We start from the raw sequence: 22,864 nt of genomic DNA on the forward strand, positions 1-22,864 counted from the left end.
TTTTCAGCTTGGTGTGTACTTGCAAAATTAAATGCTAAACCATGCAACTACTCATAGCCGAGACCGTTGTGGCTAATTTGAAAATGACAAGAATAGCATTCATACTGACCTTTGGACTTTTAATGTCAAGTTGTAATAACATGACAACGACTTCCTCAGAATCAATTCCAGAAATGATGCAACCAAATTGGGCAGGACTTGACATTGGAAGCTTTCCCGTGAAATTTGGACAGATTTTAAAGTTTGAGAATGACAGTCCTGAAATAAGGGGTATTGTTTTGGACTTTAGTGAAGACGAAGGCGGACAATGGATTGGAGTTAGCTTCATTGACCAAAATCGACTTTTTGGAAGACATATTCCAAGCGGAATGATTAACACGAAATGTCTTGACCTGCTTGACTTGACATATATTCAAAGAGAAGCACTAATTGACTTTGAAGTATTGAAAACAATTACAGTCAATAAATCGAAAGTTGGAATTGGTTCTCAAAGTCCTGCAACAACTTTATCGGAAATTAAAAGAAACTTTGATTGGGGAATTGAACAAAGGAAAAAGGAACAAAACCCTTGTGACAAAGGATTGACAGATTTAAACACTGTAAGAGAATGCTATTTTGACATGGAAAAAATAAAAAACTAGCCACAATCGAGTAGCCTAACTTGAGCCAAATAACTCAGGTTGAGGCTCTCACACAATACCCGTCGACCCCTGTGAAATACAGGGCAGGCTGTACGGGTCTCGTACCTGCCCTGCATTCCGGCGCTTCACTAAAATGATCCTAAGAGATCATTTTTTACGCTCAGCCCTAGTTCACCGGATTATGGGTTGCGTTTTGAGGTAATAGGAAAGCATAGATTCATACCCTTTTCTTCTCAGGCGTGACAGAGTAATAGTGGTTATCAAAATCGGACTCTGAGCTACTGCCCATCCTCCCTTTTCTACCCTCCCACATCCTGGTTCCTCGCTAAAATGACCTAAAGAGGTCATTTCTTTACGCTCAGTCCTCCTTTGTCCCCTTTCTGGTATGCCGGAACAAATGCATATCCTGAGACTTCAGGTATTTTCCCACCCTGCATCCTGGCTCCCTACTAAAATCTTCTACCGGAAGATTTCCTTACGTTCAGCCCTCTCACGACAAGCCACCCCTGCGAAAAAATACGGCACAGGCTACCGACATGCTTCGGCACAGGTTTTCACCCGTTGGAACGGACAATTTTATGACCTATATTCACCATTCATGGCACACACATTGCATAAAATGTTAACTGGCTTGATGTAGAATCTTTATCATTAGTACAGTTTGTTTATCCACCTCTTACAGGATAAAAGGAATGGAAGAAACGTTTTGGTTCAATACTGAAAATCAATTCATAAATGCAGGTGGATTTACTACTGATTTGAGAGAAATGGGAGACTTGATTCAGAAAAAGAAAAAAGAATTAGGTATTTAATTATCCAAATCTTTTGACCATCAAACCATTAATTTCGTAAATTGAATAAAAAAGTATGGCAAACCTCACTTTAAACAACAAGACATTAGAAAAGTATTTCGGTCTCTTGAAAGGTTTGGATAATCTTTCTAAGAAAAAACTGATCATTAAATTGACCGAGTCTCTTGATATAGAAGAAGAGAAGGTGGATTTGCAAACCATTTTTGGAGCATGGGAAGATGATAAAGATTCTGATGAAATCATCAAAGAAATTAGAGAATCAAGAGTTGAAAAAGCAGAAGATCTTGGTTTCGAATGAAATATCTTTTAGACACCAATATCTGCATCCATTTTTTAAGAGGAAAGTTTGGGATGATTGAAAAGTTTCAGGAGTTAGGAACGGAAAATTTTGCTATTTCTGAAGTTACGTTTGCTGAACTGGTATTTGGAGCCGAGAACAGCACTAATCCCAAGAAGAATCTTGAGTTAATTGAAGTTTTTACCGATCAAGTTCTGATCCTCCCTATTTTCAATGCCATTTATCTTTATGGAAAAGAGAAAGCCCGATTAAGGTCAATAGGACTGATGATAAGCGATTTTGATCTATTAATCGGTTGTACTGCAGTGGATAAAGATCTGATCATGGTGACCGAAAATCAAAAGGAATTTGAAAGAATATCTGGAATCCAACTAGAAAACTGGGTAAAGAGATAAGATAAACTTTCGCTAAACGTGTAGACGGCACCATCAGATTCCTCTGACGGGGAGCGTCTCACACAGTTCTGCCGAGCTTATCGAAGTACCATTCCGGTCGACCCCTGTGAAATACAGGGCAGGCTGTACGGGTCTCGTAGCCACCCTGCATTCCGGCGCTTCACTCAAATGATCCAAAGAAATCATTTTTTACGCTCAGCCCCAGTTTACCGGATTATGGGTTGCGTTTTGAGGGAATAGGAAAGCATGGATTCATAACCTTTTCTTGTCAAGCAGGACAAGGTGATCGTAGTAATCTAAATCGGATTTCGAGCCACTGCAAGGGAAAAACAAGTCAAGACCTCCCCCTTTTCATCCCCAGATAAAATTTCCTTTAAAACTTGGACCTAGTCTTCAATTAGGCTAATTTATTTTTAATTTCACCGGTTCCTGAGCGGAGCCGGAAGGGGTAGGCATTACGTACCTGTTACCCTATGGTTTCGACTCCGCTCAACCGCCGAGAATATTGAAACCGATTCTGAGCTGGGTTCGGTAAAGACCTTGCCGGTTCCTGGGCGAAACCAAACGTAGCAACCTTGCCGGTTCCTGAGCGGAGCCGAAGGAGTAGGCATAACGTACTCGTTACCCTATGGTTTCGACTCCGCTCAACCGCCGGGTGGGTGGTAACCGATTCTGAGCTGGATTCGGTAAAGACTTAGCCGGTTCCTGAGCGAAACCAAACGCAGCAACCTTGCCGGTTCCTGAGCGGAGCCGAAGGAGTAGGCATTACGCTCTCCTTAACCCTATGGTTTCGGCTCCGCTCAGCCGCCGGGAGTATGGAAACCGATTCCAGCGAATATTTAGTACATCCTTCTTATATAAACCGGATTTCAAGGAACTCAAATCCACTAATCGTGTTTAATAATTTATGAAAAAGTTGGAATTATTGATAATAGGTGCCGGCCCTATAGGTTTGGCCTGCGGTATAGAAGCAAAAAAGAAAGGCCTTGACTATCTGATTATAGAGAAAGGGGTGCTGACAAATTCTATTTTTAATTACCCCGTCAACATGACCTTTTTCTCTACTTCTGAGAAATTGGAAATGGCAGATATCCCTTTTATGTCGATATCCAATAAGCCGACGAGACCGGAGGCACTGGAGTATTACCGAAGGATCGTCAAACATTATCAACTCAATATCAACTTGTACGAAAAGGTCAATACCTTAGAAAAACAAGAAGGTGGATTTTTGGTACACACCTCCAAGAGGGATTACCTTACTGAAAAGCTTGTATTGGCCACCGGCTTTTATGACCTGCCCAATACCATGAATGTTCCCGGGGAAGATTTGCCCAAAGTTTCGCATTATTACAAAGAACCCTGGCCTTATATCGGGCAGAAGATCATCGTAATAGGCGGAGGTAATTCAGCAGTAGATGTAGCCCTGGAAACTTGGAGAAAGGGAGCCGAAGTAACCATGGTGGTCATGAAACCTGAGATCGATCAAACCGTGAAATACTGGGTCTTGCCTGATATAGAGAATAGAATCAAAGAAGGATCAATCAAAGGTTATTACAATTCGAGTATCAAAGAAATTAGAGAAAAGGAAGTAGTAATCAATACTCCGGAAGGGGAAGTCACCATTGAAAATGACTTTGTCCTTGCCATGACGGGTTACAAACCCAATTTTGAATTACTGGATCAATTGGGTGTCCAATTGAGCTTGGATGAAAAAAGGCAGCCATGCTTTGACGACATCAGCCAGGAATCCAATGTCCCAGGCTTATACCTTGCAGGGGTAGTTTGCGGTGGACTCAATACCAGAGAGTTTTTTATAGAAAACACAATCTCTCATGCCAAAGCCATTGTAGAAGATATCCAAAGTAAAAAAGAATTGGCTGCTAAAAATTAAAGCATTCTTGTATACCTAGAATGCTTGAAATGCACTTTCAACGGTAAGTTCCGGCTGTTAGAACGAATGAGAAGTGCTATAGTCATTGCGCGTATTTCAACTGTGATGGCTAACAGGGAATTTTCATTCGCTCTCAAAGAACTTACAGTTTTAAGAAGCTTGGAGCCCATGTTAAAACAAATAATTCTCGCTTAAGGCAAACCTTTATCAAGGGAGATTCTTTCGGAGGATTAAAATTCCTAAATAGAAAAAGCCATATAATTATTTCAGCTAATGGCCCAACCTTATTTTATATCAAAAAGCATCAATTCCATCAAATTAATTACTCTTGCTTTATTTTTCACACACATAATCCCCCGATAACAATAGTGACCATTTTAGGGGCCTCAGCGCAATAAATAGGCAGTCAATCCTAAATCCTGCAAGTAAAGTCATTATATTTAAACAAATTTATAAACCATGGATTACACAGATAGGGATTTAAATTGGCTGTCTTTTAACGAAAGAATTCTGCAAGAGGCTGAGAATGAAAAAACCCCTCTGATGGAACGCTTAAAGTTTATCGCCATTTATTCTTCCAACCTGGAGGAGTTCTATAGGGTTAGAGTAGCAAGTCATCATTTTGAACAAAAGTTTAAAGGTGATGAAAGAAATAAATACGGATATCGACCTTCCTACCTACTACAAAAAATAACCAAAATTGTGAGTGCTCAACAGGAGCGTTTAGGGAAAGTATTTTATTCCGAAATCATTCCCGGCTTATCTCAAAAAGGAATAAATCTATTAACCAATAAATTTACAGGGCAGGACCAAAAACAAATGGAATTCCATTATCAAAAATTTCTGCAGGGGAATTTTATCTTAATGGACATTTCTGAGGAACAGCAACTTCAACTTAAAAATCAAACCGTATATCTTTTTGCCATAAGTGCGGCCAAGCAATATCTCATTGAGATTGATTATAAGACTTTTGGAAGATTTATCGACATCTCCACAAGTGATAATGAAATTCGTATCGTACAACTGGATGATATTTTCAGGTATAATGCCGACAAGATTTTCGGCGGGCCAACGGATATTTTTGCCATTAAGATTTCAAGAGATGCGGAATTGTATATGGATGAAGAACAGGATGGCGATCTAATATTAAAGATCAAAAAGAGCATCAAAAACAGAGAAACAGGACTTCCCTCAAGGCTACTCTTTGATGAAAATATCCCTTTTAAATACATTGACAAACTAAGGAAAAAGATAAATGTGGAAATGTCCGGTTTAATCCCCGGAGGTCATTACCATAATTTCTATGATTTTTTTAGTTTCCCGGTTTCTGATCCAAGTTTGTATTATCCAAAAAGAGAAAAAGTACCCTGTTCCAGACTCGATTTGACGACGGATTGGTTTAAAGAAATAAAAAAGGAAAACATATTCTTAAGCTTCCCCTACCAAAGCTACAATTATGTAACGCGTTTTTTAACCATGGCCGCTGAAGACGAGGATGTTGAAGAAATAAACATTACGCTGTATAGGGTTGCTACAAAGAATTCTGAAATTTGCTTAGCCCTCGAATCGGCTGCCAGAAAAGGGAAAAAAGTATTTGTTTTGGACGAAGCCCAAGCGAGATTTGATGAACAATCAAATATTTATTGGGGTGAGCGATTAAAAAAAGCCGGTGTGCTTGTTAAATATGGGATAAATAATCTGAAGGTGCATGCTAAAATCTTCTCTGTCAAAAGAAAAGAAGGAGATCACATCAATACCTATGCTTACATGAGTACCGGAAATTTCAACGAAAAAACTGCGGAAATTTACGCTGACCATGCATTGCTTACCTGTCAAGCTAATTATATCAGGGACATAGATCAGCTATTTTTAACGCTCAAAAACGATGATCACCAAGCTGAATTTGAATCTCTCTTGGTAGCTCCTTTTAACCTGCGTAGTTCGCTCAAACAGTTGATAGAAAACGAGATAAATCTGGTTAAGCAAGGCAAAAAAGGTAAATTCACATTCAAATTAAACAGTCTTGAAGACACTGAGATTATAGACACAATCAGAAATGCTGCAGATAATGGGGTAGAAGTAGAGCTAATTGTTAGGGGGATTTGTTGTTATCATCCCCAAACTACTCAACAAGAGAAAAACATTACTGTTGTGAGCATCGTTGATCGATACCTAGAACACACCCGGATTTACCATTTTCAAAACAACGGGCAACCTTTGATTTATTTAGCCTCTGCTGATTTGATGACCAGAAATCTATCCAAACGTATCGAGGTAGCCTTCCCAATTAATAATGAGAGGGCAAGATCCCTCCTCCTATCTCAATTAAATGGCCAACTTCAAGACAATGTAAAAGGAAGACAGGCCACCGGCAAAAAGGCAAATCATATGCTTCCTGGAAAGGAATCCATAAGTAGCCAAGAAAAGATGTTTCAACTAGTAAGTAATTATAATGTTCAGGATGCTATCTAGAGAAATCGTTAGGAACTTTAAAATCTATTTTATTTTAGGGTTCATATTTATGTCCTTGGCAACCTACAGTAGGGTTATTTTTACTGAATTGTATGAACTGGAATTATTGGGATCCACCCATATTAACTTTGGTACAATTGTGAAATTTGCTTCCCTAATGATTTTCCTGGGATCCTTTGGGCTAGCCCTATTGTCCAGTTTGTTGGACATCCTATTTTTAAAAAAATTATTGGTCAATACCTCTCCTAAAATTGTCCTTATCATTGGGATCCCTACGCAGGCCCTAATGATCATATTAACCTTACTCTTTCTGGATTTCATTTTCATACACACGGTTCCTTTTTTTTACAATGGACCTTTAAGAGCCTTTGAACCTTCGGAGATTGTAATTATCGCCGTGCATTTAATTGTAGCCACAGGGATGTCCAGGGTAATGATAGAGATTGACCACAAACTGGGGCCGGGAAATTTATGGAAAATGCTCAGTGGAAGATTTTTTAAACCTCGAGAAGAAGAGCGAATTTTTATGTTCATTGACCTGAAAAGCTCTACCTCTTTTGCTGAAAGAATCGGCCATCTGGAATACAGTCGTTTTTTACAAAACTGTTACCAGGATTTCTCAATTGTCGATCGATACCGGGCAGACATCTATCAGTATGTGGGGGATGAAGTAGTGGTAAGCTGGAACCCCAAAAAAGGAACGGACAATGATAATTTTCTAAAGGCATTTTTTGCATTTACAGACCTACTGAAAAAAAAGACCGATTATTACCAAAAAGAATACGGCATTACTCCTTACTTTAAGGCAGGAGCTAATATTGGCCCTGTGATCATCACTGAGGTTGGGGACATCAAGCGGGAAATCACCTATCATGGCGACACCTTGAATACTGCCGCCAGAATTCAAGAAAAATGCAATGAACTCAATGCCCAACTGTTAATCTCAGAGCCCCTTTATAAGTTGATAAAAAACAAAGCGGCTTATAAAATTGATGATGTGGGTACCATCCATTTGAAAGGAAAAGGTAAAGACGTAAGGCTATATCGTGTAGCTCAATTAAACAGTTGATTCACCTCCTGCTTGACACTCTGAAGAATGGGAATAGTCGGTTATGCCGATATCTTAAAACTGATAGCCTAAAGAGAAGAAAGGTAAGGTTTCCTCTTCCGTAAAACCTACAGAAAAAGTGGCCACAAGTTGATTCAGCGGAGCCATCCATATTCCACCTCCGCTTGCATTGTGCCATTTACCCGACGTTTCTTGCCGGCCCCAGACCCTACCAATATCATGGAAGGCCAAGACACCCACAGTAGCAGGAAAAACATAAGTCTTTAGGTTAAATAAGCGAGCCCTCACTTCCGTATTGTTATAAGCCACAGCATATCCATTGAACCTATACCTCCTAAAACCCCTTAAATTAATAGTGCCGCCTAAGGTTTGACCTTGAAAAAACGCATAATTCCCCCAGTTTCTCCCTGCACCAAATTTGGTTGCCCACACCAATCTAGAAGGATATCGAAATGACCAATACATGGCCAATTCAGCATTTATCTTTGTAAAACTTCCTGAATAGTCATTTAAACCCCACATTTTTTGGCTTTGCGCCTCAAAAAACACACCTCTTGACGGCATTTTTTCATGATCTCTTGTATCAAAAAATACTTTGGCAAAAAGCCCACTATAATACCGGGCCTTATCAAGATCTGCTTGATCCAAGCCACTCTCCGATGAGGTTATAAATTTATTGGCATTTTCATTTGGGTCGAATTTAAAAGCCTGAAATTGGGGACCAAGGGTTAAATTACCACTTTCCCCAAGCTTGGTTTGCAAGCCAGTTTTAAGCTCATACCAATTAAACCTAGCCCTGTAATAAGCAATCTCGAAAGACTCCCTATTGTAGACAGATTCATTCCCCATTCCAAAATAATTGAAAGAGTATTGTGGGGCGCGAATATCAGCACTCCATATCAGATCCAAGTTTCTCAGCACATCCACATCATGACCTTTGTACTCCACATTAAAGGCATTGGTTTTAAATGCAAATTTACTCATCACAGACTGACGGATGGCAAAAGGCTCTTTTTTGAACCCTTGTTTTTCCCACAATAGCCCTGCACCAATATAGATCCCGTCATCCCTATTGTATGCCACCGAGGCCAAAGGCATGAGTTTGTCAAATTTAAAGCTTTTTCTATCGTAATTTATTTCGGAAGGTACAGGTCTGACTTTCGCACTATTTCCTAGTGCAATAGACATCTTTTCATTGGGACTTTGATAAATAAGGGTATTCTTTCTTTTTGTTCTTCCATTATCCGCAATCACTTTTTCCCCATGACCCGGAATCACCCTGACTTTTATTTTGCCGGTACCTTCGCCATTAAATTCAAAAATATCATCTCCTTCCAACCCATACAAACGGATTTCATTGGTTTCTTTCGGTAGGAAAATCCGCCGGTAAAGCTCCTGTTCAAGGTTTCCTGATTTATCAATTTTTCTAAGGTAAACTTCCACACGACCATCAGGGAGGTAGTCCACCTTAAATAACTCATTTTTATCTGTCCCAATTACATCGACCTCTTTGGCTAGAAATTGGTAATATTCAAGCATTCCCGACTTCAACCAGGTTTTCCTTTGCAACAATTTACCTTGTATTTCTCCCCCATCAACGGCCACAACCGAATCAGGCCAGTCCTGAAAAGCTGATTTTACCCCTTCTACGGAAATCTTAGCCATTACATCGTCCAAAGACTCCTCCCAGTCTTCCCTGTCCAATTCATTCATAAAACTTCGGTCAAAGTACCTTCCATTAAACATAAAACCCGGAATGGTACGAGGGGCTTTATAATCAAACCCTTGAAACTTAGGCACCAACCATTTCCTGCTGCCAATTTTGGGGATTAGGCCTTCATTTACAAAAAACGCCTGGTCCCTATCTCTCGGCATCGGGCTAAACTTCCAGCCTTTCACCTTTTTTTCACCGATCCACCTCCATTGGTCATCGTGTCGGTCCCAGTCACCTATCCATAAATCAAATATTCTGGCTTTGAGTACTTTGTGTTGCAACACCTCATGGTCATTGTCACCATGAATTTTACCAAGCATCTTGTCCGTACTAAAAAATTTAAAATCCTTTGCCACACCCTCCCAGGCTATTTCTCTTTCTTCAAACAAGTACAGCTTATCTGCATATTTTTCCCGGTAGATTCCCAAAATAGGGTCATCGGGTAGATGTACAATTTTAGGATTGGTATGGACCACCCCTACTTCTTCTGCAAGCCTTGCCACAGCGAGAGCCGCATATGGATGAGAAGAAGATATTTGATCCTCCACCACCTGTTTGGCTATTGTTTCTCGTAAGGCCGGCGAAAGGGCATTTTCAGGATATTTATTTACAGACCTTAACACATACTCTTTTTCATCTTCACTCTCTAATCTAAGTGAGCGCGTCTGCATGCCCCCACCTTGTTTGACAATGCGTAAGCCTCCTTTGGCAGTGGACAGGTCTATGGTCTCGAAGGTAGCAGGAATCGCCCAAGTGTTTCGGTAGTTTTTACCAAGAAATTTATAGTACCCTTTCCCATGGATGTATTGAGTGGAAATAGGTCTCGTCACCTCTTTTGGCAGGTTCCTTTCAAAATCCTCTAGAGCAGTCTCATCACTTGCAAATGGTGCTACCAGTTGCTTTTTATACAATGCCTCTTTTTTTGAGGGGTCAAAAAAAGTCAAATTCACTTCATGATTGGCATTAAAATCCAAAACAGCATATCCCTGAGATGGATAGATAAAATCTGCATCATGGTGCTTTTTTACAGTGGTATGTTTGGCACCTGCACCACTGATTATAAAACTTATGTTATCCTCCTGGGTATAGGCCAAGCCATGTTCGTGTCCGGCAACTTGTATCAAGTTGGGGTGTGTTTCAAAAATTGCTTCCAAGGCATCAACCATGGCCTCATATTTTGGGTGGACCAAATCTTGAATATTGCCAAACCATGTTCGGTATAAGGGATAAATCGAGCCTATGACAGGTAAAGGCAGGTATAAGTTGGGGGAAAGGGCTGTAAGGGGAAAGAGGTGGTCTTTCCAACTGTAAGCGCCATTGTGAGGTCCGTAAGATCGAAAAGGATGGTGCATGGCTACCAAGACTACCTTATCCTTATTTTCTTCAAGGACATAAGTTACGGCTTCTAAAATTTCATCTTCCGTTTTGTACTCACAATCGGATTCAATTCCCGGTTTATCCTTGAGATGAAGCCACCATTGGCTATCCAACAATAGCAGTATGGTTTCATTGTCTAGCTCCACCACCTCCGGCCCGGGGCATCCACCATTTGGCACCCAACTTACCTTATCCTCAGGATAATTTGCCGCTACATATTTCTCTGCCCTAAGGATGCTGTTCCACCCATCTTCTTTGCCTTTTTTCCAGTCATGATTCCCCGGTATCATCCATATCTTACCGGACAAGTATTGGTAGAGGTCCAACTGGGTTTTTAGCACATATTCCGCCATTGCCCTTTCATCATCATCTCGTTTGGGCATCCCTTGCGGGTAAATATTATCACCCAGGTAAACTATATGCGATGGAATATCAGGCTGAGCTTTTAGTTTATTGCGGATATCATCCACTACAGCATTTGTTCCATTTTTAACCTCTCCTGCATCCCCTATTAAATAAAGCCTGAATTTTGAAGGGGCTTCCTGAGCCTCAGCAGTAGAGAAAGACAATAATATCAACAAAAGGAAAAGCTTATTCATAGGAGGAAAAGTTTATGGCTTGTATTTATAAATTAACAAATTTGGCTTTCCGCCCCTGGCTTCATTTGAGACATACATATTTCCCTTAGGATCAAAAGTAATGCCTTCCGGCTGTTTAAAAATCTTGGGGTCTAGCTCATAAATTTCCTTCGCATTAAATGAAGTATCCGTAATTAAAAGCCACTTTCCTGTGGAGGACAAAATATAATATTTGTTTTCGATCGGGTGAAGCGCCACGGCTGCAGGTTCCATTTTCAGACTTGTTTTCCCCTTAAGCTTCAAAATGGTTTTAATATCTGAGGCTTTTAAGGTCATAAGGGCTACTTCTTCATAAGCTTTGGTCCCTAGGTCAAAACGATATACGGAAGTTTCCCTGGTCTTTTTATCCCATTCACAGGTTTTACAAAAGGTATAAATATACGCTCCATCCTCAGAAACAACCAAGGCCTCCAAGTCGCGTTTCTTTTTAATTGGAAAAGTATATTTTTTACTTGCAGATTCTTTAGTAAATGGAAAAGTAACCTCATAAAGTGTCCCATTGCTTTGCAAGACCCAAGCCCTGTCATTGACCCAGGAAATGTCTTCAATGTCGGCATTTTTGGCAAACTTTTGACGGTCTAAGATCTCACCGGTTTCCGGTGATAGGCTATAAATAATTGAAGATTCATCTTCAACGGCCAACAGCAGGTTATCACCTACCCATTCTAACCCCGACACTTCTTCCATTCTGTCTGGCAATACTATTTCCGTATAATCGTTTAAGTCATAAGCTGACGGAAACGTATCACCTTTCACTCTTTCTGCAATGGAAGTACACTGCATATTTGCCAGAATGATAAAGGTTAAAATCTGTGAAAAATTTACCATTATTCAATTGTAATTAATTACCTTGAAGTTAGTACTATCAAAATTAGTAAATCACCTTGGATAAGCAACTAGAAAAATTCGAAACCTGGATCAGGAAAATGTTTGAAAACAGGCAAAAGTCAGAGGTCTGTTACCACAACATGGATCATTCATTGCAAATTGTCGAGAAAGTTGCCGAAATAGGGGCCTACTATAATTTAAGTGAAGGGGACAGAGAAGATTTATATGTAGCAGGATGGATGCACGATATCGGTTATTGGGAGGTCAAAGGAGAGGGGCATGAAGAAAAGGGTTCTGAAATGGCTCAGGATTACCTGATAGAGTTGGGGCTGAAACAAGAGAGGATTGACCGAATCAAAGCTTTAATTCTAGCGACAAAAATGCCTCAATCCCCCAAAAATCTTTTGGAAAAGATCATCTGTGATGCCGATTTGTATCACCTAAGTTCAGAGCATTATTTTGATCAAACCATCCTTTTAAAAAAAGAGAAAGCAAATCTTGGATTTGGAAAAACTTCTTTACTTGACTGGCTAAAAGAAAGCAAGATTTTCATGCTGGCTCACCACTATCATACAGAATACGCCAAGATCAATTTTCAGCCCGGAAAGGAGGCCAATTTAAAATCCATCGAACTGAAGATTAAGGAAGCGGAAGCCCAATCAAAAGCCAAACTAGAAGGTAAAAAAAAAGATAAAAACAAAAAGAAATCAGAACGGGGTGTTGAAACTATGTTTCGGATAACCTCAAAAAATCATTTGGCACTTTCTGCCCTTGCAGACAATAAAGCCAATATTATGATTTCTGTTAATTCTATTATCATATCTATCGTTGTGGCAGTTTACCTGCGGGTTATTGAAGAATATCCCTATTATTTGGTTCCAATTTTAATGTTAATTATAACTTGCCTTATTGCCATGGTATTTGCCATTTTGGCCACCCGCCCCAATGTTACCCAAGGGATTGTAACCAAGGCCGATATCAGCAAAAAACAAGGCAACCTGCTTTACTTCGGTAATTTTCATGAAATGTCATTACCTGAATACAAAGAAGGCATGCATTCATTGATGAATGATGGAGTATACTTATATGACAGCATGATTACCGACATTTATCATTTAGGAATTGTCCTTTCAAAAAAATACCTATTGCTCAGAAAGTCCTACAATTTCTTTATGTTTGGCTTCGTTCTTTCGGTAGTTTCTTTCTTGATAGCCACTTATATCTTCGAACCAATTCCTCGATAATGTAAATTACAAGTTCTCTGTATTGACTTCTAAGGTTTATATTGAAAAGTGTCCTTTCTTAGTAAACCCATTTTTTAAGTAAAAAGAACGCTATTAAATCTCGATTGGGTTGCCTTCAATCATTATTATTTACCTTCTAAATTAAATAATTTTCGATTTTATTCGTACTCCTTAACTTGTGGATAATTTTTAGTTGAGAAAATATTTTTTTCCCATTTTTTTCTGGATTTTTAACATTTAATTGATGAATAGACTTTTTTTCAATTCAGATCTATCAAAAAGAAAGATTAATTTCTTCTTCCAAACTATACTGGTCCTTGTTCTATATTATAATGAGATCAGTGAGCTGATTCCTTTAAAGTTAATCTTATGGCAGATCGTCCACTTTTCTTTGATTGCTATAATTGATTTTTATTTGGATGATTACCCTTATAAAAAAGAAAAAATACTATGGGCCTTGTTTTCCATTTCAATCGTTTTTTTAACAATAAGCCTTTTCTATGGTGTTTTTAATGCACCTTATATCAGAATTCATTTAGCAATTTTAATTTTAGGGAATATATTCGGAGGTAAAGTGGATAAGCCTTTTTGGAAATTGCTTACAATGCTCAATCTTCTTATTTTATTTTCAATAGAATTTTCTAGAAATGAATTGTATTCAATTTTTGGAATGGCATTATTGTATGCTTCTGGAGCAATCTTTTTACTTGCCATCACGGAACGGATTTCTGAAAGAAACCGAAGTTTCTGGATGGTTCATGCGTTAGCATTATTTTTATACATTAACTTTAAAGGCCCTTTTTATGAGGAAGCCTTTATTTTTTTGGTTGGCGGAATAGCTTACGAATTGGCTAAAATATTAATCGCTCAAATGCCAAAATTAAAACCACTATAGGCACTTGATAACCCATCTATAAGATCATCCACGAATAAATTCTACACGCTTACGGTTTGATATAAGCCTAACGGTTGGGATTGGTTTCGGGATGAACCTTATCTTGGTGAAGCAATACTGTTGAGGTAGGATAAGCCAGGCGAATATTGTTCTCAGGCCCTAAACGCTCTAGTATACTTTCTGTAATGGCATGTTCAAACATCCTACGTTTCTTTGGGTCGCAAAGGTATCGCATGGAAAGCTGCACACCACGCTCAGTGATTTTGGTAAAAATCATCGGAGTAAATTGTTTGTATACAATCAAATGATCCTGTTTGGCTTTTCGAAAGACCTTCTCTGCCTTTTTTAAGTCCTCCTGCAAGTGGCTATTTAGTATTTCCAGTAGTATTTCTTTGGTTTTCTTGAAGTCGCTCCTAAGGGTAATGTAGATATTCTGTTCGTTCCAGATATAATTAAACCCGGTGGAATAATTGGCTTGGGCATCCATAAAAACTTTTCCATTGGGTACGTGAATGACCCTGCCTGTACTTTGGTCAGCATCCACCCAGTTGCCGATTTCCAGCAAAGAAAATTGAAACAACCGAAGGTCAATCACATCCCCTTGCACCTCTCCAATCTGAATCCTATCTCCCACATCAAAAGGTTTGCGAAGGTAAATAAAGGCCCAACCGGCAATGTTGACAAAGATATCTTTCAAGGCGATGGCTATACCTGCAGACAACAGGCCTAGAAATGTGGTCACAGAATGAAAATTGCCTATCCAAAGGTTTCCTATAATCAGTATACCAATAATAAAAGAGGTGTACTCTATAAACTTTCGATAATGATATTGCCTCCTCAATTCCATGGCATCTCCCCTGTAAATCAATTTCAGGGAGATTTTATTGATCAGCCACATTACGAATCCTATCAGTATTGTCTGTAGAATCCGGTTCCTTAATTCCGGCTCAATATCAATATTTAAGAAATTATCGAACATGGTCTTTCAATATGGAAACAACAATAAATATTACTTTAAAAATAAATATACGCTTTCCTTTTGGTTAGGCTACGGCTTTTGCTTTTCGATTTCCAATCCATACGCCCACCACTACAGCAAATATGCCCAAATAATGCAGGGGAAACAAAGATTCTCCGTCCAAAACTCCCCAAAAGATGGCCACCAATGGAATGATATAGGTTACAGAACTGGCAAAAACAGGTGTGACCAATTTCACGATTGAATTAAAGAGAACCAGGGCTGCTGCTGTGCCAACAGCACCGAGAAAAGCGATATATCCGGCTGCCTGCCATGCGCCTTCAGCATGCAACAGCTTAAAAGAAAATTGGGTAAACCCAAACAAATAAATGGCTGAGATGGGCAATACCATCATCAAAGAAATAGCGGTAATTAGGGTTGGTTTTATTTCCTTGATTTTATACTTAATTATATTGACATTGAAGCCATAACATATCGCAGCCAACACTACCAACAAACCATAAAGATTAAATTCCCTGAAAATATCCGGACTTCCTGAATTCCCTGCCAAAACCAATATACAAACACCCAAAAGAGCAATTATCAAACCTATGGCATTTTGTCTGGAGATCTTTGTTTTGAACAATAATGCTCCAATTATACCAACCATCAAAGGAGTAAGTGCATTGATAACTCCTGCCAAAGAACTGGAAAGCCGCGTTTGTGCAGTGGCAAATAAAAAGGCTGGGACAAAACTCCCTAAGAAGCCGATGCAAAGCAAATAGCCCAGTTGCTTTCGGTTAAGCAATTTTACTTTGGAAACACCTAACGGTAACAAAACCAAGGCAGCCGAAAGTATTCTAAATGCCCCTACCTCCCCCGGTGAGTACACCACCAATGATTTTTTGATAAGGATAAAAGAACTCCCCCAAATCAAGGCCAGCAACAGTAACATGGCCCAGTGCTTGGCTTTTTGGTCTTGGATCTTTTTTGCTATCGGCACTAATTTCTTTTTTTACACTTAATTTCGGCCATTGAGCCAAGCTACGTTAAAAAACCTCATCGGCGAAAACCGTAGATATTTCTTCTAAAAAATCATTTACTTTCGCATATTCATCGGTAGTCACCAAAGAGGTACGGTAAGGTTTGAAATGAGGAATACCTCTAAAATAGTTGGTATAATGCCTCCGCATTTCCAGCACTCCTAATTTCTCTCCTTTCCATTCAACAGAAAAATCCAAGTGCTTTTTAGCTACTTTCACCCTTTCCTCCATATCAGGCACAGCCAAAAGCTTTCCCGTTTGCAAGTAGTGCTTGATCTCATTAAATATCCAAGGATATCCTATGGCCGCTCGGCCAATCATCAAGCCATCTACACCATATTTTTCTTTATAGGTCTTGGCTTTTTGCGGGCTGTCTATGTCTCCATTACCAAAAACAGGGATTTTTATCCTGCTGTTCTTCATAATTTCAGCCAGGTAAGACCAATCCGCCTCACCTTTATACATTTGTTTTCTGGTGCGGGCATGAATACTGATGGCCTGTATACCTACATCCTGCAACCTTTCAGTAACTTCATTGATCCTTATGGTATTCTCATCCCAACCCAACCTGGTCTTGACAGTTACAGGAATTTTTACGGCTTTTACTATTTCGGCCGTCATGGCCACCATTTTGTCTATATCCAATAAAATGCCGGCACCGGCACCTTTGCAAGCCACTTTATTGACCGGGCAACCATAATTGATGTCCAAAATATCAGGCCCTGCCTCCTCTGCTATGGCTGCAGCTTCTCGCATAGAGGATATTTCATTTCCAAAAATTTGTATCCCTATAGGCCTTTCATAATCGTATACATCTAATTTTTGAACAGATTTGGCCGCATCACGAATCAAGCCTTCAGAGCTGATGAATTCGGTATACATTAAATCTGCACCATTGGTTTTACATACCGCTCTAAAAGGCGGATCACTAACATCCTCCATAGGAGCCAACAGCAATGGAAAGTCCCCTAAATTTAAATCTCCTATTTTAATCACAAGCTGAAATTTTTTGCAAAAATGAGTGTTTTTAGTTGAATATCAATAACATTGCCACGATTGTCTTTCATTTTATCCAAATTAATTTATTTCCAAAAAACAAAAGTATCTTGTGGTGCACACTAATTACTGTAAATTTACTCCTAATATGGAAATATATGAAAATCAACCAGGACAATCTAACAGGCATCCATGGTTGCTCTCGTTTACTGTTTTGGTGCTAATCGTATTTGGAGCCCTTGCTATACTTCAAACAGCAGCTTTGGGCTTGTTGCCTTTTCTATTTGGGATTTCTTTTGAGCAAGTTCCTTATTTACTCGGTGCCTCCCTTGACCATCCAAATGCCAGGATGGCCTTTCTTTTTATCCAAGGTTTAGGTGGGGGGCTCGGTTTCTTTGTGGGGGGTTGGATATTTATCCGCTTTGTAGACAGGAAAACCTTGCGCTTCGATAAGCAATTGAAGCCGGAAAAAATAGAACAGCTTTGGATTGTGATTCCCATGCTTATAGGCTTTATCCTTTTCAATTCATTGTTGGTTTACCTCAATATGAATGTTGAATTCCCGGAGGCCCTTAGCGGCCTAGAGGCTTCTTTCAGAGCCAAGGAAGATCAATTGATGGAGTTGACAAAATACCTTACGGACTTTGAAAATACTGGTGAATTCCTTTTGGGGGTATTGGTTATCGGTGTGTTGGCAGGTATAGGAGAGGAGTATTTATTCAGGGGAATTGTACAACCCAAAATGCATCAATATACAGGAAATGCCCATTGGGGTGTATGGATCACCGCTTTTATTTTCTCAGCCATTCACTTTCAATTTTACGGTTTTCTACCCAGACTAATGCTGGGAGCTTTATTTGGTTACCTGTACCTGTATTCCGGGTCTTTATTGTATCCCATCATTGCACATATCCTTAACAATACTTTAACCGTTACTATGGTTTACTTCAACAAACTCGGACTAATGGAGTTTGACCTAGAAGATACCGATACGTTGTATTGGGAGTATGTAATTATAGGCATAGTAATCTTTCTCTTATGTTGGAATTGGTTTATTAAATCAAATAAAAAACAGATTTATGAGTAAATGGCAGAGGGTTTTTGAGTCGAGTACCCCAATAAGGGCGGAAATAGTAAAAGGAGTGCTAGAAGAAAAAGGTATCACCGCGGTCATTGTTAATAAAAAAGACCCGGTTTATAAAATCCACGGAAACATCGAAGTGATGGTGCTGGCGGAAGAAGCCCAAAGGGCATTAAATATCGTAGAAAATGAAATCTCGTTTTAGTATAAGTAATTACAGTAATCTGGGCCAAAGGATAATCACAGCCATTTTGGGCACAATTATCATTATTGGCAGTACTGTATATAGTGAGTGGTCTTACTTTTTTGTTTTTGCTATCATTCTAGCATTTACCCAGATGGAGTTCTATAAACTCTGTGGACTTGACGGCATGTTGCCGCTAAAAAGCTTTGGCACATTTATTGGGCTTTTGGTATTCTCATTTACCTTTTTAGAGGAAATGAAAATCATTCCAATGGCTTATTATTTTCTGGTTTTTCCTTTAGTGTCCATGATATTTTTTATCAAACTCTATAAAAAAACAGATAAAAAGCCATTTACAGGAATAGCCTATACCATATTAGGGATAATTTACGTGGCACTTCCTTTTTCATTACTCACGGTAGCTGCATTTTCTGTGGACAATACTTTCCATTTTGAAATCATAATTGGCTCGTTATTGATGTTATGGGCTAGTGATTCTGGGGCATATTTTGCAGGAACCAAATTTGGTAAAACGAAGTTATTTGAACGTGTGTCTCCAAAAAAATCCTGGGAAGGAAGTCTTGGCGGAGCATTTGCAGCTATTATTGTCACGTATTTTATATCAAAAAACTTCACAGTATTGCCGGAATGGCAATGGTTTTGTATCATGACCATTATTATTATCGCCGGCACTTATGGAGATTTAATTGAATCGCTTTTCAAAAGGAGCATTGCAATTAAAGATTCAGGAAAAGGATTACCGGGTCATGGAGGTTTTATGGATCGTTTTGACGGACTATTGCTTTCCACACCTTTTATTGTTGCCTTTTTGAAAATATTTTAATAATTGCTCTAAAAAGTCCTAATATTGTAATCTCAAAAATATATTGAGGACACTTAATCTTGGCTACTTTTTAGAAAGCTGGAATTGAAAAAAATTAAATGCTAAATTGTTATGACCATTCATAAAGAGGGTAGATCATTATTATTTTGGATGTTAATTATTTTGGCCGTGATTAACTTTGCCATCAGTTATTTAGCACCGGTAGAGAAATTGGTGATTAACCTGGTGCTTATAGGGAGCATTTTGCTCTACCTGGCCATATTACAGTTTTTCAGAAACCCTGCCATTCCTGTTCCAAATGATCATGAACTGGTTTATGCGCCAGCAGATGGTAAGGTAGTGGTCATAGAAAATACCGTAGAAGAGGAGTATCTCAAAGAAGAAAGGATACAGATATCCATTTTTATGTCTCCAATAAATGTCCATGTCAACAGGTCTCCAGTTAGTGGCATTTTAAAATACTTCAAATACCATCCGGGAAAATATTTGGTAGCCTGGCACCCAAAGTCCAGTCTGGAAAACGAACGTACCTCTTTGGTAATTGAACACCCTAGTGGGGTACAATTGATGATGCGTCAGATCGCAGGAGCAATGGCAAGGCGAATTAAATGGTATGTAAAAGAAGGGGATCCTGTAACACAAGGCGCAGAGTTTGGATTTATTAAGTTTGGCTCTAGGGTAGATGTCTTTGTCCCCTTAGATGCTGAAATACTGGTAGACATCAACCAAAAAACGAAAGGTGGGATCACTCCAATCGCTAAGTTCAAATCATAAAAAAAGGGATGCACAAAGCATCCCTACCAGTTTTTTCAAACAAAGCTTTATTCTACAAACCCATTTCCAAAGCTTTTTTCACAAGCTCAGTAACAGAAGACACCTTTAATTTTTGGTGCAAATGCTTGCGGTGGGTTTCCACGGTATGAATACTTAGGTACAATTCTTCAGCAATTTCTTTATTAGTCTTCCCTTTTACTATCCACCTTAAAATTTCCAACTCTCTCTTTGAAAGTTTAAAGGTGGTTTTAAAATGGTCATACTGCTCAAACTCATCCCCTTCTTCGGCCTGATTCAATACATGTTCAAAATTGGCAAGGTACCTGTCTTCCATCACTTCTCTGATGGTATAAACCAACTCTTCAGGATCGGCATTTTTGAGTACATAGGCATTTACCCCTTGTTTGATGCACTTCTTAAAAATTTCTTCGTCATCATACATAGAAAGCACAATGGTTTTCACTTTCCACCTTTTCTTTTTGATGTATTGAAGAATATCTAACCCATTTACACCAGGCATGTTCATGTCCGTAATGATCAGATCTACCTTTTTCTTTGCGATGGCTGCAATCGCCTCTTTGCCATTGTGAACTACTTTCTCTACAACAAAGTCCGGTTCATTTGAGAGCAATCTTTCTATCCCTGCAGCAAATAACTTATGGTCATCTGCTAACAAAATCCTCGTATTATTTGCCATTTTCCAATTCTATCTCTATACGGGTACCTTTCCCTATTTTTGAATCTATCTGCACTTTACCATTAATTGCCTGTACTCTGGAATGTATATTTCTAAGGCCTAACCCCTGCGACACGCGCTCCATATCAAACCCTTCACCGTCATCTTCAATGCATAATATCATTTTTTTTCCCGGATTTTTTATCTTAATAGCGATCAAAGTTGGGGAAGCATGTTTGATCGCATTGTTTAAACATTCTTGTACCAATCTGATAAGCACGAGTTTTTTATCTCCTTCAATAAAATCAATGGGCGGTCCTTCATTATCAAAGAGAACCTCACAAAAACCCGCTTTTTGAATTTTACCTAACTCTTCTTCCAGAAATTCCTCAAATTTCACATCATTGATGTAATCTTTATTAATGGAACGAGATAAACTACGAACTTCCTTAATGATCTTATTGATAAGTTTTTTCCCCTCAAATACTGATGCCGGATCAGGATTATTCAATACTATTTTTGTCAATGATAAGAGCTGCCCAATATTGTCGTGCAACTCCTGGCTGACATAATGCAAAGTATTTTCTCGGATCTCTTTTTCTGCATTCAAAATGGTATTTTTAAAATCAGCCTTAATGATTTGAATTTTATGCCTGTTTTTGATTTGTCTTTGACGATGAAGGATAACAATGGCAATAATAAATGCCGCCATAATAACCATAAGTATCACTCCTGTGAGTATGGCAAAAAAGGTCTGTTGAGAACTATCTTCAATCACTTTTCGTAGAAAAAATCAATGGTGAATAATAAGAAAACCCAAAAATAAGATATAAAGTGGCTGCAAAAAACCGGTTCACAGATGCCAGTATTGTCAGGTAATACTTATCCAATCCCCAAGTTACATTCAAGGATCCAAAGTAAATAAAACTTCCTGAGTAGAAAAATAAGATGGCCGCAATGTTCCAAAAATGAGGCACACTTAACAAAGAAGCATTTCCTGCCTTATCTGCCATAAATAAAGAATACATCAAATAGCAGCTAAAAAGAACCACCCCCAAACTGCCAAGCAAATGGGTGTACTGCTGAAACATTTGAGTAGGAGGCTGTATAAAAAGGGTGTTTATTATTGCCCAAACCACAAAAAAAACCACAAAATAGATGACATTTCTTTTTATCCTTTTGGCTTCTATTAGGGTACCCAGGTAAATCAAGATCAATATGGTCTCGCCAAAAACAAAGAAAATATTGTAAACCAATACATTTTTCTCCCCATGCTCCACTAAAAAAAATGCGTAGAGCTCAAAACTCAACACATAGGAGATGATAAAAAAGATGAAATCATGGGACTTTTCATGCAATTGATATTTTCTCTTGAAAAAGAAAAAAAACAATGACAGCAAAAGGCCAACGATTATACAAGAAAGGTAAGCATAAAAGGTCATGGCAAAGCAATCATTGTTTTTAATGTGTGACTATTAATTACAGTTTGGAGGGCAAATTTTACCACCGTTCCTAATCCAAGATTCATCCGTGGTACTGGAGTTATCATTAGAAGCTTCCAAAATAAGGGTCAGTTTACCGATATAATCATCGCTATTTTCCTTTTCCTCTCTCACTTTTACCGTTTCTTTGTCATACATTCCCAAGTAGATTTTTATACCACCTTCCTTTTTATCTGTTTTGGCCAATAACTCTTCGAGCGTCTTTCGGTCAAAAAAGACAGACCTGGTTTGGTCCTTCGCATTGTCCCCATTTATTGCTTTCTCTGCTCCCGCAATAAACCGCTCATAATTTTCTCTAAGCTGTTTAAATAATTTTAGGTCCATACTGCTATCTGTTTAAATTAAAAATATCATTATCAAAAATAACCATTCTTATTTTAAAAAAGCTTAATAGATCAATAATTTAACCATTTCAGCTCATCCATTGCCATTACCATGTTTTTGAATCAAAGGTTTTATCAAATTTTATGGAGTATAGAACGTTATCTCATTAGTTGTCAGTCTTCTGCATTAATTAAAATCTTCACCTCAA

Annotated in this window: 21 protein-coding genes; 12 read left to right on the plus strand and 9 right to left on the minus strand. The window is 38.7% G+C overall.

What is annotated here, in order from left to right; genetic code table 11:
- Positions 1–41: 41 nt before the first annotated feature.
- From ACYVHJ_RS14590 to ACYVHJ_RS14615, 6 genes are all read left to right on the plus strand, one after another.
- Positions 42–641 carry a hypothetical protein gene (locus ACYVHJ_RS14590; protein ID WP_460515940.1) on the plus strand — a complete coding sequence of 200 codons (600 nt, stop codon included), beginning with the start codon at positions 42–44 and terminating at the stop codon, positions 639–641.
- Positions 642–1,508: 867 nt separating this feature from the next.
- Positions 1,509–1,751 carry a hypothetical protein gene (locus ACYVHJ_RS14595; protein ID WP_339904897.1) on the plus strand — a complete coding sequence of 81 codons (243 nt, stop codon included), beginning with the start codon at positions 1,509–1,511 and terminating at the stop codon, positions 1,749–1,751.
- A complete protein-coding gene (locus ACYVHJ_RS14600; RefSeq protein ID WP_339904899.1) occupies positions 1,748–2,146 on the plus strand; it encodes a type II toxin-antitoxin system VapC family toxin in 399 nt (132 codons plus the stop codon). Before ACYVHJ_RS14595 ends, ACYVHJ_RS14600 begins: the two co-directional genes overlap by 4 nt.
- A gap of 907 nt (positions 2,147–3,053) precedes the next feature.
- Positions 3,054–4,037 (plus strand): YpdA family putative bacillithiol disulfide reductase, encoded by a 984-nt coding sequence (locus ACYVHJ_RS14605; RefSeq protein WP_460515944.1) that lies wholly within the window; start codon positions 3,054–3,056, stop codon positions 4,035–4,037.
- A gap of 459 nt (positions 4,038–4,496) precedes the next feature.
- Positions 4,497–6,509: a polyphosphate kinase gene (gene ppk1 / locus ACYVHJ_RS14610; RefSeq protein ID WP_460515946.1), complete on the plus strand. Its 2,013-nt coding sequence runs from the start codon at positions 4,497–4,499 to the stop codon at positions 6,507–6,509.
- A gap of 49 nt (positions 6,510–6,558) precedes the next feature.
- Positions 6,559–7,578: an adenylate/guanylate cyclase domain-containing protein gene (locus ACYVHJ_RS14615; RefSeq protein ID WP_460515948.1), complete on the plus strand. Its 1,020-nt coding sequence runs from the start codon at positions 6,559–6,561 to the stop codon at positions 7,576–7,578.
- 54 nt (positions 7,579–7,632) lie between these two features.
- On the opposite strand, the gene ACYVHJ_RS14620 is transcribed toward ACYVHJ_RS14615, so the two are convergent.
- Positions 7,633–11,268, minus strand: coding sequence for a BamA/TamA family outer membrane protein (locus tag ACYVHJ_RS14620; protein WP_460515950.1), 3,636 nt, complete (start codon positions 11,266–11,268; stop codon positions 7,633–7,635).
- A 12-nt stretch (positions 11,269–11,280) separates the two neighbouring features.
- Positions 11,281–12,135 carry a hypothetical protein gene (locus tag ACYVHJ_RS14625; protein WP_460515952.1) on the minus strand — a complete coding sequence of 285 codons (855 nt, stop codon included), beginning with the start codon at positions 12,133–12,135 and terminating at the stop codon, positions 11,281–11,283.
- Between the two features lie 56 nt (positions 12,136–12,191).
- On the opposite strand from ACYVHJ_RS14625, the gene ACYVHJ_RS14630 reads away from it, so the two are divergent.
- Positions 12,192–13,379: a Pycsar system effector family protein gene (locus tag ACYVHJ_RS14630; RefSeq protein ID WP_460515954.1), complete on the plus strand. Its 1,188-nt coding sequence runs from the start codon at positions 12,192–12,194 to the stop codon at positions 13,377–13,379.
- Between the two features lie 244 nt (positions 13,380–13,623).
- Complete coding sequence (locus ACYVHJ_RS14635; RefSeq protein WP_339901468.1) at positions 13,624–14,274, plus strand: hypothetical protein; 651 nt, start codon at positions 13,624–13,626, stop codon at positions 14,272–14,274.
- Between the two features lie 67 nt (positions 14,275–14,341).
- On the opposite strand, the gene ACYVHJ_RS14640 is transcribed toward ACYVHJ_RS14635, so the two are convergent.
- The 3 genes from ACYVHJ_RS14640 to dusB all read right to left on the minus strand — a co-directional run bounded on the left by ACYVHJ_RS14640 (position 14,342) and on the right by dusB (position 17,271).
- Positions 14,342–15,253 (minus strand): mechanosensitive ion channel family protein, encoded by a 912-nt coding sequence (locus tag ACYVHJ_RS14640; protein ID WP_339901470.1) that lies wholly within the window; start codon positions 15,251–15,253, stop codon positions 14,342–14,344.
- 64 nt (positions 15,254–15,317) lie between these two features.
- A complete protein-coding gene (locus ACYVHJ_RS14645; RefSeq protein ID WP_460515994.1) occupies positions 15,318–16,229 on the minus strand; it encodes a DMT family transporter in 912 nt (303 codons plus the stop codon).
- A 52-nt stretch (positions 16,230–16,281) separates the two neighbouring features.
- On the minus strand, positions 16,282–17,271 hold the full coding sequence (gene dusB, locus ACYVHJ_RS14650; RefSeq protein WP_460515957.1) for a tRNA dihydrouridine synthase: 990 nt from the start codon (positions 17,269–17,271) through the stop codon (positions 16,282–16,284).
- A 148-nt stretch (positions 17,272–17,419) separates the two neighbouring features.
- Here dusB and ACYVHJ_RS14655 point away from each other — a divergent pair, with 148 nt between their 5' ends.
- The 4 genes from ACYVHJ_RS14655 to ACYVHJ_RS14670 all read left to right on the plus strand — a co-directional run bounded on the left by ACYVHJ_RS14655 (position 17,420) and on the right by ACYVHJ_RS14670 (position 20,154).
- Positions 17,420–18,358 (plus strand): CPBP family intramembrane glutamic endopeptidase, encoded by a 939-nt coding sequence (locus ACYVHJ_RS14655; protein WP_460515959.1) that lies wholly within the window; start codon positions 17,420–17,422, stop codon positions 18,356–18,358.
- Complete coding sequence (locus ACYVHJ_RS14660; RefSeq protein ID WP_339901476.1) at positions 18,351–18,557, plus strand: putative signal transducing protein; 207 nt, start codon at positions 18,351–18,353, stop codon at positions 18,555–18,557. The genes ACYVHJ_RS14655 and ACYVHJ_RS14660 overlap by 8 nt, the downstream gene beginning before the upstream one ends.
- Complete coding sequence (locus tag ACYVHJ_RS14665; RefSeq protein WP_460515961.1) at positions 18,541–19,380, plus strand: phosphatidate cytidylyltransferase; 840 nt, start codon at positions 18,541–18,543, stop codon at positions 19,378–19,380. The genes ACYVHJ_RS14660 and ACYVHJ_RS14665 overlap by 17 nt, the downstream gene beginning before the upstream one ends.
- 111 nt (positions 19,381–19,491) lie before the next feature.
- Positions 19,492–20,154: a phosphatidylserine decarboxylase gene (locus tag ACYVHJ_RS14670; protein WP_460515963.1), complete on the plus strand. Its 663-nt coding sequence runs from the start codon at positions 19,492–19,494 to the stop codon at positions 20,152–20,154.
- A gap of 52 nt (positions 20,155–20,206) precedes the next feature.
- Here the strand turns inward: ACYVHJ_RS14670 and ACYVHJ_RS14675 are convergent, their stop codons facing one another.
- From ACYVHJ_RS14675 to ACYVHJ_RS14690, 4 genes are read right to left on the minus strand one after another with little or no spacing between them, the layout of a single operon-like run.
- Complete coding sequence (locus ACYVHJ_RS14675; RefSeq protein ID WP_460515965.1) at positions 20,207–20,851, minus strand: response regulator; 645 nt, start codon at positions 20,849–20,851, stop codon at positions 20,207–20,209.
- Complete coding sequence (locus ACYVHJ_RS14680; RefSeq protein ID WP_460515967.1) at positions 20,841–21,608, minus strand: sensor histidine kinase; 768 nt, start codon at positions 21,606–21,608, stop codon at positions 20,841–20,843. The genes ACYVHJ_RS14675 and ACYVHJ_RS14680 overlap by 11 nt, the downstream gene beginning before the upstream one ends.
- Positions 21,601–22,272, minus strand: coding sequence for a hypothetical protein (locus ACYVHJ_RS14685; protein WP_460515969.1), 672 nt, complete (start codon positions 22,270–22,272; stop codon positions 21,601–21,603). The genes ACYVHJ_RS14680 and ACYVHJ_RS14685 overlap by 8 nt, the downstream gene beginning before the upstream one ends.
- Before the next feature lie 33 nt (positions 22,273–22,305).
- Positions 22,306–22,656, minus strand: a complete 351-nt coding sequence (locus ACYVHJ_RS14690) for a hypothetical protein (protein WP_460515971.1) — start codon at positions 22,654–22,656, stop codon at positions 22,306–22,308.
- Positions 22,657–22,864: the final 208 nt, after the last annotated feature.

The organism is Cyclobacterium sediminis, assembly GCF_054781075.1.